This is a genomic window from Flavobacterium sp. (assembly GCF_027531905.1).
In the GTDB taxonomy this organism is placed as follows: Bacteria; Bacteroidota; Bacteroidia; order Flavobacteriales; family Flavobacteriaceae; genus Flavobacterium.
This window is the reverse complement of the sequence record NZ_JAPZSU010000054.1, coordinates 1-14,487: the sequence shown is the minus strand read 5'-3', so window position 1 is coordinate 14,487 and position 14,487 is coordinate 1. Positions and strand designations below refer to the sequence as shown.

Sequence of the window (14,487 nt, the reverse complement as noted above, 5' to 3'; positions counted from 1 at the left end):
CCATCAACAACAAACCATCAACAACAAACCATCAACAACAAACCATCAACAACAAACCATCAACAACAAACCATCAACAACAAACCATCAACAACAAACCATCAACAACAAACCATCAACAACAAACCATCAACAATAAACCATCAACAATAAACCATCAACAATAAACCATCAACAATAAACCATCAACAATAAACTAAACAATTTCTTCTTTACTTTTTTTGTCTGGACAAATAATCATACGCAACGATTGATCTTTGGAAAAATAAGAAATCATCCAATGATAAAAAGTATTGATACGGTTTCGGTATGTGATTAATGATATCAAATGCACAAACAACCAAATCATCCAAGCAATAAATCCTTTAAAATGAAGATTTGGTTTTGGTAAATCCACGACAGCTTTGTTCTTTCCAATAATTGCCATAGAACCTTTGTCTTTATAAATAAATGGTTTAAGTGGTTTTACTTGAAGTAAATTCTTGAAATTTTGTGCTAAAGTTATTCCTTGTTGAATAGCAACCTGCGCTACTTGTGGGTGTCCTTGCGGAAAATTTTCATCCGATAATTGTAAACAAGTATCACCAATGGCAAAAATATTAGTCGTACCATTCACTTTATTATACGTATCAGTAAGCATTCTTTTGCCGCGACCATAACTTTCTGCAGGAATGCCTTCAAATTCTCTAGCAGTAACTCCGGCTGCCCAAATTAAGTTTTTGGTTTGAATCGTGTTTCCATCAGCAAAATATACTGTATCGTCTTTGTAGTCTACGAGGCGAGTATTCAATTTTACCACTACACCAAGTTTGGTCACCGCTTCTAGTGTATCTTGCTGAGATGCAACACTCATTGGTGACAATAAAGCCTCACCACCATCGACCAAATAAATATTACTGGCAGATGTTTCTAATTCTGGATACTCTTTAATCAAAATACTTTTTCGCATTTCAGCAAACATTCCAGAGACTTCAACTCCTGTAGGACCACCTCCAGCAACTACGATAGTTAATAATTTTCTGCGTTTTCGTATGTCCTTACAAATCGCTGCTTTTTCTAGATTTTTTAACAAGGTATTTCGCATATTTATAGCATCATTGAGTGTTTTCATGGGAATGGCATTTTTCTTTACATTTTCCATACCAAAATAACTGGTCTCTGCTCCTGTGGCAAAAACCAATTGATCGTAACTCAATTCACCATTGTTGAGGATTACTTTATTTTCTGTTGGAATGACTTTTAAAAATTCACCCAATCGAAATTGTAAATTCTTTTTTCCTGCAAAAAACTTTCGGAATGGATAACTAATACTTGAAGGTTCTAAAAAGGCTGTTGCTACTTGATAAATTAATGGTGGAAAAAAATTATAATTATTTTTGTCTACTAATGTGACTGTAATTCCTTTTTCGTTAGTCAATGCTTTGGCCAAATTAATGCCTGCGAAACCTCCACCAATAATTACAATATGCATCTTTTGCTGATTTAGAAGTTAAACTCGCCATAGATAAACTTTTGCCGCTTTCTATGTGCTATTTCTTTTATTTGTACTCAATAAAAATACAACAATAAATCAGCAGAAAATTTAGTTTTTGAATTTTTTAACAGGTTTTTCTGTAGGTTCTGCTTTGTTTTGTATCCAATAATTGGCGATTAATTTTTCGATCAATTCTTCTTTGGTGAGATGATGAAAAATAGTTTTGATTTTGGTTTTGAATTCAGCTTCTAACTCGTGATTAGGTTTGGTTTTGAAGATTTGTTTTGCCCACAAAAGCGCGTTATTCTCTTCAATACTAGCTGTTGATGGTTTTTGATATTTGGAAAATTGAAGACCTAATTCTCGTTCAAAATCAGCAATTTCTGCTTCTTCTTCAGTTTGTAAAACGGTTAATGAAAGTCCATTAGCTCCTGCTCTAGCCGTTCTACCACTACGATGTACATAAGCTTCATACGTATCTGGCAAATGATAATTTACGACATAAGAAATGGCGGCAACATCAATTCCACGAGCAGCCAAATCGGTTGCAATCAAAATATTGATATGCCCTTGACGGAATTGGTCCATAATTCTATCTCTAATTCCTTGTGACAAACTGCCATGTAAGGCACCGGAGGAAAACTTGTTGATTGCTAAATTTTTAGCTAATTTATTGACTGCTGCTTTAGTTTTGCAAAAAATAATACCGCGCTCTCCTTCTTTGGTATTCAAGAAATGCATCAAAACATCTAGTTTTTCTATAGGATCTACCACAATGTACTTATGGTCAATACCTTGATTACCCATGATTTCCATACTAGCGCTTACTTGTACAACGTTTTTGTTCAAGTAATTCTGAATCAGTTGTTTTATGGTTCCAGGCAGTGTGGCTGTAAAAAGATAGGTTTGATGTTTTTTAGGTAACTCAGTGACAATCGTATCTAAACTATCCTTCAAAATAGAAACCATTTCATCAGCTTCGTCGAGAACTAACAAAGGAGTTGCTTTTAGATTAACAGCTTTGCGTTCGATTAAATCGATCAAACGACCAGGTGTTGCAATAACAATATGCGTAGGTTGAGACAAACGCTCTACTTGAGGTTTGATAGGTACTCCTCCGCAAGTTACAGCAATCGAAATAGCAGGTTGGTACTTGGCGAATTGTACTAAATTATCAAAAATCTGATTGCCTAATTCTCTAGTGGGTACCAAAATAACGGCCTGAATGGATTCGTTATTGGGGTCTATTTTATCTAAAATAGGTAAGCCAAAAGCGGCTGTTTTACCCGTTCCTGTCTTGGCAATTCCTACTAAATCTGTATTGTTAGCTAATGCTAATGGAATAATTTCCGTCTGAATTTCAGTAGGTGTTACAATTCCCATTTCGGTAATCGCTTTAACAAGGGGTGCTGAAAGCCCTAAATCTGAGAATTGTTTTGACATATTTTCTGTTTTTTTGAAATTCTTGTTTGTTACCTGAAATAGCCCGGATGGGAACGGCATCCTTTTCTTTTTTTCCTTTAAAAAAAGAAAAGATACAGTGTACAGCCGGAAAAAGCTCCTAAAAATTAATCTAATTCACTTAGGACTTTTTCTCTATATTTTTTTCCTATTAATAAGGTTAATTTTTGTTTGTAATCATCAACAAGCCATTCGCGGTAGTTTTTGCTACATTGGCTTAAGCATTTTGAATAACGCTTGATTCGGCATTCAATATCTTGTTCTAATTCTCTGGCTAACGCTTTGGCCTCTTGAGGTAATTCGGCATTGTCTACACACATTGAGGCGTGTTGGTCTAGAGATTTATCAAGAACTACTTTAGAACGTAAGTTTTGTTTGATGGCTAGTTTGTGTTCTTCATCAACATCAAAAGTTACGACTTCGGTTTTACTGAATTTTGCTCTTAATTCCGGTGGCATTTGATATTTAAAGTGCAACTCAATTTCCTGATCATCTCTTAAATTTTCTAAGTAAAATTCAGGAGATTTGAAGATATGTTGCCAGTTTACAGGCTCACTCCAGAGTCCAAAACGTGCGGCATTGTTACCTAAATCGATCACTGTAAATTCGTCTTTTCCAGGCAATTTTCTTGAACCACGGCCAATCATTTGGAAATACAATGTCAGCGATTTGGTGGCTCTATTAAGGATAATGGTTTCGACTGTTGGCTCATCAAATCCTGTGGTTAAAATTCCAACAGAAGTCAAAATAGCATCTGGCGTATGCTTGAACCAATGTAAAATTTCTTTACGTTCCTCGTTATTGCTTGTATTATCTAAATGTCGGATAGGATAACCTGCTTCTCGGAACGTTTCGTAAACATATAAAGAAGTGTTGATTCCGTTATTAAAAATTAAGGTTTTCTTACCTATCGATTTTTCGGTGTAGGCATGCAATAATTTTTCTTGCATGACTGTGTTGGTGTATAAATCATCGGAAGATTTTACAGTGTAATCTCCGTTGATTCCGACTTTAAGAGAAGTTAATCCTACGTCATAGCTATACGTCACCGCGCGTGCTAGGAATCCTTTTTCAATCAAAGAACCAATAGTGTCACCCACAATTAATTCATCATAACTTTGATGCATAGGTAGCTTAATGTTGGAACTTAAAGGCGTAGCTGTCACCCCAAGAATAAAAGCATTCTTGAAGGAACTTAACAATTTTCGGAAAGAATTGTAATGTGCTTCGTCAATAATAACTAAGCCAATATTATCTAAATGTAGTTTTTCGTCATTAATACGATTTTTTAACGTTTCAACCATGGCCACAAAACAAGAAAAGTCGTTTTGGTCTGGCAATTCTTTGACTTTGCTATTTATGATTTTGTTTTTTACATCAAATCCTTTAAGCATTTTGGATGTTTGTTTGCATAACTCAATTCTATGAGTAAGCACGACTACTTTTTTGTCATGTTGAGACAGATATCTACGAACTATTTCTGAGAAAACTACGGTTTTTCCACCGCCCGTAGGCAATTGATATAATAAATGATGATTGTTTGGGGCATTATCTATTCGTTCAAAAATAGCGTCGATATCTCCTTTTTGGTAGGCATAAAGTTCTTTTTTATTTTCAACTTGAATTTCTAAAGTGTCTTCTAACATTGTATTTTCTTGGATTTTTGCAAAAATACACCTAAAAAAGAGTTAATGCACTACTATTAAAATAAAAATTATAGTTTCGATTAAATAATTTTATTTAAGCAGCTTTATGAAATTGAAAATTTATCGATAACGGTTTCAAATTCAAAACGATTTTGCCATTTCTGCTGGTTTGTTTCTTCGGCAATTTTTACAATTCTTGCTTTAAAATCAGTAAAAATTCCATTCGAAACACAAAAAGTGGTAGCTTGTTCAAAGGAATTGAACATGCTTTTGTAGAAAGTTTCGCTTTTAATCGGATTTTCATCGGCGTAGGTTTGAGCGATTTCAATGGCATACAGCATCAAATCGACCACAATAAAAGGATCCACTCCCAACAGAATAAAATGCTTGATAAACTTTTGAGCCACCGAACGTCTCATTTTGGCTCTGGGTTTGCTTTTTCTTCCAGGATTTCTAATTGGAAAATATTCATGGCTGACTTTGAGTTTAGCTTCTTGTAAAAGAGTTTCTTCTTTTGGATTAAAAACAAAATTATAATAGACTTTTACAGGACTGAATTTTTCATACAATTCGAGAACTTGTTCTTCCAATTGTTCTTTGGTTAATTGGGCTACATATTTTTTTAATTCGCGTTTACTCATTTTCAATCGTTAGGAATTGTAAAAGTAAATACTTTGACTTTACAAACGCTAAAATGAATAAGAATCCTTAATTTTGACCTTATTAAAATTATTTAAATTAAAAAAATGCTTAAATTATTCAAAATTACTGCCATTTTAGAAGGATGTTCTTTTTTAGTTTTATTAGCTAATATGTTGTTTATCAAACCCACTAACATGGAATTATACAAAACACTTTTGTATCCAATAGGAATGAGTCATGGTGTTTTGTTTATAGGTTATGTATTGCTGGCGATTTTATTAAAGAAAGCGCAAAAATGGTCCTTCCCTACTTTTGCAATTATTATTTTAGGTTCATTACTTCCGTTTGGGACTTTTTATATAGAAAAGAAATACTTAGGAAATGAATAAAATCTTAGAACAACTCTTTAACTTCCTCTACCCTATTTTTAGAAAATGGGGATTGGGTTATTCGTTTGCTTCTTATTTGAGCTTGGTGTTGAATATCATTATTTTGATTGTTCTAACCTATGCTATTTATATGTTTTTTCGTTTTTTGTTTGTTACAGCCATGGCCATTATTGCGCTAAAAACAAAAACCAAATTCGACGATTTGATTATCTCGAACAAAACGGTGATTTACATCGCACAATTAATTCCGTTTACTTTAATTTATAAATCGGTTCCAATAATTTTGAAACGTTACGATTATTGGGAAGATATTTTCGGAAAACTGGTCGGAGTGTATATTGTGTTGTTGGTGCTTTGGATCATTCGAACACTTTTGAATACAACACAAGATTATCTAAAGCAGATTCCAAGATACAGCGATAAACCTGTTGATAGCTTTACACAGGTAATTATGATTGTGCTTTGGATGTTTGGAATTTCGGTTATTATATCAAAGTTATTTGGTATTAGTCAAAAAGAAATGCTCACCATTCTTGGAGCGGTATCCGCCATTATCATTTTGATATTTAGAGATACTATTTTAGGTTTTGTGGCCAGCGTTCAAGTAGCGATCAATGATATGGTGCGCATAGGTGACTGGATTACAATGGATCGTTACGGTGCTGATGGCGATGTAATTGAAATCAATTTGGCTACTGTAAAAGTTAGAAATTTTGACAATACCACGACCACAATTCCTACCTATAGTTTGAGTTCTGACTCCTTTCATAACTGGCGCGGTATGCTTAAATCTGACGGAAGACGAATCAAAAGACATATCTTAATCAAAGCTAGTACCATCCGTTTTCTTGAGGATAAGGAATTAGATGAATTACAAAAAATTGAGCTTGTACGACCTTATATTGAATCGCGAAAAGCCGAAATTGATCGGTATAATGGAGCCAATGGGGTTGATAAAACTTTAGCTATCAACGGCCGAAACATGACCAATTTAGGCTTGTTTAGAAAATATATCAATCAATATTTGCACCAGCATCCGGGTTTGAACAAAAACATGATTATGCTTTGTCGTCAGTTGCAACTCACACCTCAAGGAGTACCGTTAGAAGTTTATGCTTTTTCGACAGACAAGCGATTTGAAAATTACGAATACATCATGGCAGATATTTTTGATCACGTCATTGCTTCTGTGCCCTATTTTCATTTAGAAGTTTATGAAATGCCTTCAGAAACTAATTTTTTAGATTATGAATTGCCTGTTAAAAAATCAAAAGGGACACTTTAGTTAGTGTCCTTTTTTTGTATAGTTTATTATATTCATTTCAGTCTTTCATAAGATGCAATAGCAGTACTTTAGCTATTCTTTACCATAAATATTTTTTTGTTTATTTCTAGATAAAATACATAGCAAACTAGTTTTTGATTAACTTTAAAGAAAAAACGATGACACAACGAGAACTGCTACTAAAAGAATTAAGAGGAGAAACTATAGGAACCATAAATGCTCAATCTTCGAGTGAAGAAATTTTTCAAAATCAGGTACTTCGTCCAATTCTAAAACTTCAAAACGATTTATTTATAGCTTCATTAGAAAATTACATCAATAAAAATAAAAGAGATTTTTATACACTTTCTATAGAAAAGAAGCTGCTTTTGATCGAGAATGCAATTCAAAAAGATATCAAACTTAGGAATGCTTTGAAAGGAATGATTATTGCTCTTTTTTCATTGGAAGAATATCAAATTTATATTCAAAATTCATCTAATCTAAACAAAAGAATGATGAATATGCTTATTGAAAGGCTTAAAAGTCAAATCCAATTATTTGATAAGTAATCCTAAATGTCTTTAATGTCATTTTAACGCAATGAGACATGTTTTTTTGCATTTAATTAAAATTTTAACAAGATAAATATTATAATTATATCTTTTTTATCCCTTTTTTTTTATTGCTGTTTTAAAAAGTATCCTTAAAAAAATTAATAAATCGTATTCAATATTCAATCTTTAATCTATTATTTCATTATTTGAGATAAAATTAAAAAAATCATTGCTAATAATTTATTAATGCTTTTTTATTATAATTAAAAAAACGAATCTGTCATTTTTTTACTTATTATTGTAATACATTGATAATTGTATTTTTTATACTATAAACCTAATTCTTATAAATTTTATTAAAATGGATCGAAGAGAAGCACTAAAGAAAGTAGCCTATTTAATGGGTGGCGCTATTTCTGCTACAACAATGGGCGTTTTGTTTGAAAGTTTTACACTATACGAACCAGGAAAGAGTCCCTATTTGTATTCGATATCCGAAGAAGAAATTTTAGCTGAATTTGCGGATATAATTCTGCCCACTACTTCAAGTTCTCCAGGTGCTAAAGCTGCTGGTGTTGGAGCCTTAATTCCCTTGATAATAAAAGATTGCTATCCTCCAAAATTACAAATGGTTTTCAAAAACGGATATGAAGCGATGTTATCTAAATCAAGGTCGAAATTCAACAAAGAATTCTTGGCTTTGTCAACTGAAGAAAAAATCCAATTGATGAATGATTTGAAGCAAGAAGCTATTGATAGCAACAAAGAACCTTCCTTCTTTTTAATTGCTAGAGATTTGACCATTTTATGCTATTTCTCTTCCGAAATTGGTTGTACTCAAGCTCGTGAGTACTTACCAATCCCAGGAAAATATGATGGAAGTGCTCCCTATACTCCTGGGCAAAAAGCATGGGCCACTTCATAGATAATTAGCAATCTGTTACTATAGTATTAATTCAAAAAAAAGCAACTCGTGAATATCAATACCGATTTAAAAAAGCAAAATACTTATGACGCCATCGTTATAGGTTCAGGAATAAGTGGTGGTTGGGCAGCCAAAGAATTAACCGAAAAAGGACTCAAAGTGCTGATGCTCGAACGTGGTAAAAACATTGAACACATCAAAGACTACGATTCGGCTATGAAAGCCCCTTGGGAAATTCCGTATGCAGGCAAAATGACCGAGGAACAAAAACGCACACATCCGGTGCAAACCCGTGATTATCCGTACAATCAAGCGACTGAAAGTTGGTGGGTTAATGATTTAGAATGTCCTTATACAGAAGACAAACGTTTTGATTGGTATAGAGGTTTTCATGTAGGAGGAAAATCCTTGATGTGGGGACGCCAGAGTTACCGTTTGAGTGACCACAATTTTGAAGACAATGCTAGAGATGGTCATGGCAATGATTGGCCGATTCGCTATAAGGATATTGCGCCTTGGTATGATTATGTAGAAAAATTTGCTGGTATTAGTGGTCAAAATGAAGGTTGGCCTTTGTTACCCGACGGACAATTTTTACCTCCTATGGATTTGAATTGTGTTGAAAAATCGGTGAAAGAACGTATCGAAAAACATTATAATAAATCTAGAATTCTAACCATTGGTCGTACAGCCAATTTGACCGTACCTCTAAATGGTAGAGGCAGTTGTCAATACCGAAATTTATGTAGTAGAGGTTGTCCTTTTGGGGCTTATTTCAGTACCCAATCTGCGACTTTGCCGGCAGCAATGGCAACGAAAAAACTAACCGTTCGCCCCTACTCGATTGTCAATCATATTATTTATGACAAAGACACTAAAAAAGCCAAAGGTGTCATGGTTATTGATGCTGAAACCAATAAAACCATGGAGTTTTATGCTAAAATTGTGTTTGTGAATGGTTCAACATTAGGATCTACTTTCATTTTATTAAACTCTACTTCTGAGGCACATCCAAACGGTTTAGGTAATGGTAGCGGACAATTAGGTCATAACCTAATGGATCATCATTTTAGATGTGGCGCCGAAGGAACTGCCGAAGGTTTTGAAGACAAATACACTTACGGTCGACGCGCCAATGGAATTTACATTCCAAGATACCAAAACTTTAATGGCGATAAACGCGATTATTTAAGAGGTTTTGGATACCAAGGCGGTGCTAGTAGAGGCAATTGGCACAAAGAAGTGGCTGAATTGGCTTTTGGAGGTGATTTTAAAGAAACGTTGTCAAGGCCAGCTGATTCATGGACTATGGGTCTAGGAGGTTTTGGAGAAATGTTGCCTTATTATGAAAACAAAGTATATATCGATCATTCTAAAAAAGACAAATGGGGACAACCCGTTTTGGCCATCGATTGCGAATACAAAGAAAATGAAGCAAAAATGCGTGAAGACATGATGTATGATGCAGCAGAAATGCTAGAAGCCGCAGGAATGAAAAACATCAAAACCTATGATAACGGTTGTTTCCCAGGAATGGCGATACACGAAATGGGAACTGCTCGCATGGGGAATGACCCAAAAGAATCTGTTTTGAACAAATGGAATCAGATGCACGAAGTAAGCAATGTTTTTGTAACTGATGGTTCTTGTATGCCTTCTGTAGCTTGCCAAAATCCATCATTGACCTTCATGGCTTTGACCGCAAGAGCTTGTGATTATGCCGTAAAAGAATTGAAAAAGAAAAACATATAGAGACCAATTGTCAAGCATGAGAAAATTAAAAATGGGAATGATTGGCGGTGGGAAAAATGCTTTTATTGGAGCTGTACACCGCATTGCTGCCAACATTGATGGTTTAATTGAATTGCATTGTGGTGCTTTTAGTTCCAATCCTGCACTATCAAAGGAATCGGGTCAAGCGTTGTTTTTACCAGAACACAAATGTTATGGTTCTTACGAAGAGATGATTACCACCGAAGCGCAATTACCTCCAGACGAAAGAATGGATTTTGTATCGATTGTAACGCCCAATCACGCGCATTTTGCACCAGCTATGATGGCTTTAGAACACGGTTTTCATGTTGTTTTAGACAAACCAATGACGCTAACCCTTGAAGAAGCCAAAAAGCTAGAACAAAAAGTAAAGGAAACAGGACTTCGACTGTGCCTTACACACACCTATGCTGGCTATCCTATGGTAAAACAAGCCAAAAGTATGATTGCCGACAATTTGTTGGGAAATATTCGCAAAATTATGGTAGAATATCCTCAAGGTTGGTTGAGTACACAATTTGAAAAAGAAGGCAACAAACAAGCAGCTTGGCGAACTGATCCTTCTAAAAGTGGAATTAGCGGCTGTATGGGCGATATTGGAACCCACGCCGCTCATTTATCCGAATACATCTCAGGATTAAAAATCACCCAACTTTGCGCTGATATTACTACCGTAGTGCCCAATAGACGATTGGATGATGATGGAAATGTATTGCTCAAATTTGACAATGGTGCCAACGGAGTATTAGTTGCTAGTCAAATTGCCGCTGGAGAGGAAAACGGCCTAAAGATTAAAATTTATGGCGAAAAAGGAGGCCTTGAATGGCACCAAATGGAACCGAATACCTTAATCGTAAAATGGCTAGATGCTCCAGCACAAATATACCGAACAGGAAATGGGTATGTATCATCAGTAGCTGCATTTAATACCAGAATTCCAAGTGGGCATCCAGAAGGGTACTTAGAAGCCTTTGCCAATTTGTATAAAAACTTTGCCTTAACGCTTCAAGCCCAATTAGAAGGTAAGGAACCAACTGCTGAAATGCTTGATTTCCCAACAGTTTCAGATGGTGTCCGCGGTATGGCATTTATTGAAAATGTAATTACCTCTGGGCGTTCAACTCAAAAATGGACTGAATTTAAAATTTAAATTAAAAGAAATGACCACAATGCAAGGCCCAGCCGTTTTTTTAGCTCAATTTGTCTCAGATGAAGCTCCTTTTAATTCGTTAGATGGCATTTGTCAATGGGCGGCTGATTTGGGATTCAAAGGAATTCAAATTCCAACGTTGGATGCTCGCTTTATCGATTTAGAAAAAGCCGCAGAAAGCAAAACCTACGCTGAAGAACTTACAGGAAAAGTAGCGTCCTATGGCCTAAAAATATCCGAACTCTCTACCCATTTGCAAGGACAATTGGTTGCTGTTCATCCTGCTTATGATGATTTTTTTGACGGTTTCGCCCCTGCACATTTACGCGCTAATCCCAAAGCAAGACAAGAATGGGCGGTTCAGCAAATGCATTATGCAGCCAAAGCCTCTCAAAATTTAGGTTTAGAAGCTCATGCTACGTTTAGCGGCTCTTTATTATGGCAATATTTTCATCCTTGGCCACAACGCCCTCCGGGATTAATTGAGGAAGGGTTCAAAGAACTGGCCAAACGCTGGTTACCCATATTAAATTCCTTTGACGAAAATGGTGTCGATGTGTGCTACGAAATTCACCCAGGGGAAGATTTATTTGATGGAGAAACCTACGAGATGTTTTTGAAAGCCGTTAATAATCATCAACGGGCTTGTTTATTATACGATCCATCGCATTTTGTATTGCAACAATTGGATTACCTTCAATATATCGATTTTTATCATGAGCGCATTAAAGCGTTTCACGTAAAAGATGCCGAATTCAATCCCACAGGAAAGCAAGGCACTTTTGGTGGTTATCAAAGTTGGCTCAATCGTGCGGGACGTTATCGTTCTCCTGGTGATGGCCAAATTGATTTTAAAACCATTTTCAGTAAATTGGCGCAGTACAATTACAAAGGTTGGGCCGTAATGGAATGGGAATGTTGTTTGAAAAATCAAGAAGATGGTGCAAGAGAAGGTGCCGAATTTATAAAAAATCATATCATAAAAGTCACAGACAAAGCTTTTGATGATTTCGCAGCAGTTAGCACCAACACAGCATTAAACAGAAAAAATTTAGGATTATAAAAATTTGAATTGAAATATAAGAATAACAAAAAACTACTATGAAAATTAAACTTTTTTTTGCCATTATTACTATAGGGGGCTTAAGTGCCTTTTCAGATTATGAAACCATACCCACTTCGCATTCTTTTCCAACTACTGTGGTGCAGCCTTCTGAAGGAGAAAAATTAATAGCAAAACAAGATTGTGCTACTTGTCATAAAATCGACAAAAAAGTAATTGGGCCTTCTTATTTAGATATTGCCAAAAAATACCCATTAAGCGATAAAAATATTAATTATATCTCAGATAAAATTATCAAAGGAGGTTCAGGTGTTTGGGGATCGGTCCCGATGGCTGCTCACGGTGCGTTAAAGAAAGACGATGCCAAAAAAATTGCGAAGTATATTTTATCATTGAACAAGTAAATTGAAACTTAAACTATGGATCAAGATTTTACCCCAAAAAAAGAACCCGAATCCAATATTCGCAGGGATTTTCTAAAAAAAGGCGCATTAGCTACGGCAGCCTTTATGATTATCCCACGCCATGTGATGGGAAGAGGTTTTGTCGCCCCAAGTGATCGACTACTTATAGCTAGTATTGGTGTAGGCGGAAAAGGCCAATCCGATATTGCTTCGTTTGAAAAAAGCGGCTTAGCTAACGTGGCTTATTTATGTGATGTGGATACGAGAAGAGCGTCTAACAGTGCAAAGGCCTTGCCAAAAGCAAAATTCTACAAAGATTGGCGTGAAATGCTCGATAAAGAACATAAAAATTTTGATGCCGTTTCGGTTTCAACCCCCGATCATAATCACGCGATTCAAGCGTTTGCAGCAATGCAATTGGGCAAACACGTGTATGTGCAAAAGCCAATGGCACACGACATTTATGAAGCGCACATGATGACTCAGGCTGCAAGCCGCTATAAAGTGGTGACTCAAATGGGAAATCAAGGCTCTTCGAATGATGGTACGCGATTGCTAAAAGAATGGTTTGAAGCCGATTTAATTGGCGATGTACATACCGTTTACGCTTGGACCGACAGACCCGTTTGGCCTCAAGGGATTCCGTGGTCTACTGCAAAAGCCGAAATTCCAAAAGAATTGGATTGGGATTTGTGGCTGGGAACAGCGCCTCACAAAAATTATGTTGACAAACTAGTGCCGTTCAACTGGCGTGGTTGGTGGGATTATGGGACAGGTGCCTTGGGTGATATGGGATGCCATTTGCTAGAAGCGCCATTTTCTGTATTGAATTTGAAATACGCGAAAGATGTACAATGTAGCGTAGGTTCTGTGTATGTGGATGAATTCAAAAGAGGCTATTTTCCTGATAGTTGTCCGCCTTCGAGTCATGTGACATTGACATTTCCTAAAACCGACAAAACCAAAGGTGATATCAAAGTCCATTGGATGGATGGAGGAATTCAGCCAGAACGCCCTGAGGAATTGGGCGCTAATGAAATCTTTGGTGATGGTGGAAACGGAACTTTATTCATTGGAACCAAAGGAAAAATGATTTGTGATACCTACAGCGAAAATCCGAGATTATTGCCTTTGAGTCGCAATGAAAACCTAAAAATCGCCGAGAAATACCCTCGTGTAAAAGACGGTGCCAGCGGACACCAAAAACAATGGATTGAAGGTTGCATTGCGGGTTATGGCAAAAAAGAATTGAGTTCACCGTTCGAAATTGCAGGTCCGTTGACTGAAGCTTTATTGATGGCGAATCTAGCTGTTCGAGGTTATGATTTATACAAAGAAGTATTGGGAGAAGAGGTGTATCCAGGACGTTCGGTGAAACTGCTTTGGGACAATACCGCCAAGAAAGTAACCAATGTTGACGAGGTGAACCAATTTGTAAAACGAAATTATAGAGAAGGTTGGAAGAATTTGAGTTTTTAGGTTGGTAACCAAGAATTCAAATTGTGGCTCCCTAGCCCCGATGGCAGCCTACCGTCTGGACACATCTTTTGATAGGCCACAGATGACACAGATTGAACGGGTTTAAACCAATAAGTTTGTTGTCTTTTAAAAAAATGTGTAGAAAAAACATAAGTTTTATAAATAATATTTTAAAATACAACCAAAAATCAGTGATAATCTGCCTAATCTGCGTGCCATTTTAACATAAAAATATTTGTGTCCAGACGGTAGGATGGCAG

The 14,487-nt window shown here is 35.9% G+C and carries 13 protein-coding genes; 9 read left to right on the top strand and 4 right to left on the bottom strand.

What is annotated here, in order from left to right; translation table 11 throughout:
- Positions 1–196 precede the first annotated feature (196 nt).
- The 4 genes from O9307_RS13205 to O9307_RS13190 form a co-directional block, all read right to left on the bottom strand.
- A complete protein-coding gene (locus tag O9307_RS13205) occupies positions 197–1,471 on the bottom strand; it encodes an NAD(P)/FAD-dependent oxidoreductase (protein WP_298300102.1) in 1,275 nt (424 codons plus the stop codon).
- Positions 1,472–1,582: 111 nt separating this feature from the next.
- On the bottom strand, positions 1,583–2,917 hold the full coding sequence (locus O9307_RS13200; RefSeq protein WP_298300100.1) for a DEAD/DEAH box helicase: 1,335 nt from the start codon (positions 2,915–2,917) through the stop codon (positions 1,583–1,585).
- Positions 2,918–3,042: 125 nt separating this feature from the next.
- Positions 3,043–4,581, bottom strand: a complete 1,539-nt coding sequence (locus O9307_RS13195; protein ID WP_298300098.1) for a DEAD/DEAH box helicase — start codon at positions 4,579–4,581, stop codon at positions 3,043–3,045.
- 104 nt (positions 4,582–4,685) lie between these two features.
- Positions 4,686–5,222: a DUF6155 family protein gene (locus O9307_RS13190; protein WP_298300096.1), complete on the bottom strand. Its 537-nt coding sequence runs from the start codon at positions 5,220–5,222 to the stop codon at positions 4,686–4,688.
- Between the two features lie 105 nt (positions 5,223–5,327).
- Here O9307_RS13190 and O9307_RS13185 point away from each other — a divergent pair, with 105 nt between their 5' ends.
- The 9 genes from O9307_RS13185 to O9307_RS13145 all read left to right on the top strand — a co-directional run bounded on the left by O9307_RS13185 (position 5,328) and on the right by O9307_RS13145 (position 14,227).
- Complete coding sequence (locus O9307_RS13185; RefSeq protein WP_298300094.1) at positions 5,328–5,612, top strand: DUF3817 domain-containing protein; 285 nt, start codon at positions 5,328–5,330, stop codon at positions 5,610–5,612.
- Complete coding sequence (locus tag O9307_RS13180; protein WP_298300092.1) at positions 5,605–6,897, top strand: mechanosensitive ion channel domain-containing protein; 1,293 nt, start codon at positions 5,605–5,607, stop codon at positions 6,895–6,897. The genes O9307_RS13185 and O9307_RS13180 overlap by 8 nt, the downstream gene beginning before the upstream one ends.
- A gap of 158 nt (positions 6,898–7,055) precedes the next feature.
- Entirely contained in the window at positions 7,056–7,448 is a 393-nt protein-coding gene (locus O9307_RS13175; protein ID WP_298300090.1) for a glyoxalase, read from the top strand.
- Between the two features lie 346 nt (positions 7,449–7,794).
- Complete coding sequence (locus O9307_RS13170) at positions 7,795–8,358, top strand: gluconate 2-dehydrogenase subunit 3 family protein (RefSeq protein ID WP_298300088.1); 564 nt, start codon at positions 7,795–7,797, stop codon at positions 8,356–8,358.
- A 48-nt stretch (positions 8,359–8,406) separates the two neighbouring features.
- The gene (locus O9307_RS13165) at positions 8,407–10,110 is read left to right on the top strand and encodes a GMC family oxidoreductase (protein WP_298300087.1); all 1,704 of its coding nucleotides are present in this window, start codon (positions 8,407–8,409) and stop codon (positions 10,108–10,110) included.
- Positions 10,111–10,126: 16 nt separating this feature from the next.
- Entirely contained in the window at positions 10,127–11,281 is a 1,155-nt protein-coding gene (locus O9307_RS13160) for a Gfo/Idh/MocA family oxidoreductase (RefSeq protein WP_298300085.1), read from the top strand.
- Positions 11,282–11,291: 10 nt separating this feature from the next.
- The gene (locus O9307_RS13155) at positions 11,292–12,344 is read left to right on the top strand and encodes a sugar phosphate isomerase/epimerase (protein WP_298300083.1); all 1,053 of its coding nucleotides are present in this window, start codon (positions 11,292–11,294) and stop codon (positions 12,342–12,344) included.
- A 38-nt stretch (positions 12,345–12,382) separates the two neighbouring features.
- Positions 12,383–12,748, top strand: coding sequence for a c-type cytochrome (locus tag O9307_RS13150; RefSeq protein ID WP_298300081.1), 366 nt, complete (start codon positions 12,383–12,385; stop codon positions 12,746–12,748).
- A gap of 15 nt (positions 12,749–12,763) precedes the next feature.
- Positions 12,764–14,227: a Gfo/Idh/MocA family oxidoreductase gene (locus O9307_RS13145; RefSeq protein ID WP_298300080.1), complete on the top strand. Its 1,464-nt coding sequence runs from the start codon at positions 12,764–12,766 to the stop codon at positions 14,225–14,227.
- Positions 14,228–14,487: the final 260 nt, after the last annotated feature.

Bases quoted from the DNA above. Each gene is read 5' to 3' on its own strand.
- O9307_RS13205 (WP_298300102.1), bottom strand. From the start codon at position 1,471: ATGCATATTGTAATTATTGGTGGAGGTTTCGCAGGCATTAATTTGGCC.
- O9307_RS13200 (WP_298300100.1), bottom strand. From the start codon at position 2,917: ATGTCAAAACAATTCTCAGATTTAGGGCTTTCAGCACCCCTTGTTAAA.
- O9307_RS13195 (WP_298300098.1), bottom strand. From the start codon at position 4,581: ATGTTAGAAGACACTTTAGAAATTCAAGTTGAAAATAAAAAAGAACTT.
- O9307_RS13190 (WP_298300096.1), bottom strand. From the start codon at position 5,222: ATGAGTAAACGCGAATTAAAAAAATATGTAGCCCAATTAACCAAAGAA.
- O9307_RS13185 (WP_298300094.1), top strand. From the start codon at position 5,328: ATGCTTAAATTATTCAAAATTACTGCCATTTTAGAAGGATGTTCTTTT.
- O9307_RS13180 (WP_298300092.1), top strand. From the start codon at position 5,605: ATGAATAAAATCTTAGAACAACTCTTTAACTTCCTCTACCCTATTTTT.
- O9307_RS13175 (WP_298300090.1), top strand. From the start codon at position 7,056: ATGACACAACGAGAACTGCTACTAAAAGAATTAAGAGGAGAAACTATA.
- O9307_RS13170 (WP_298300088.1), top strand. From the start codon at position 7,795: ATGGATCGAAGAGAAGCACTAAAGAAAGTAGCCTATTTAATGGGTGGC.
- O9307_RS13160 (WP_298300085.1), top strand. From the start codon at position 10,127: ATGAGAAAATTAAAAATGGGAATGATTGGCGGTGGGAAAAATGCTTTT.
- O9307_RS13155 (WP_298300083.1), top strand. From the start codon at position 11,292: ATGACCACAATGCAAGGCCCAGCCGTTTTTTTAGCTCAATTTGTCTCA.
- O9307_RS13150 (WP_298300081.1), top strand. From the start codon at position 12,383: ATGAAAATTAAACTTTTTTTTGCCATTATTACTATAGGGGGCTTAAGT.
- O9307_RS13145 (WP_298300080.1), top strand. From the start codon at position 12,764: ATGGATCAAGATTTTACCCCAAAAAAAGAACCCGAATCCAATATTCGC.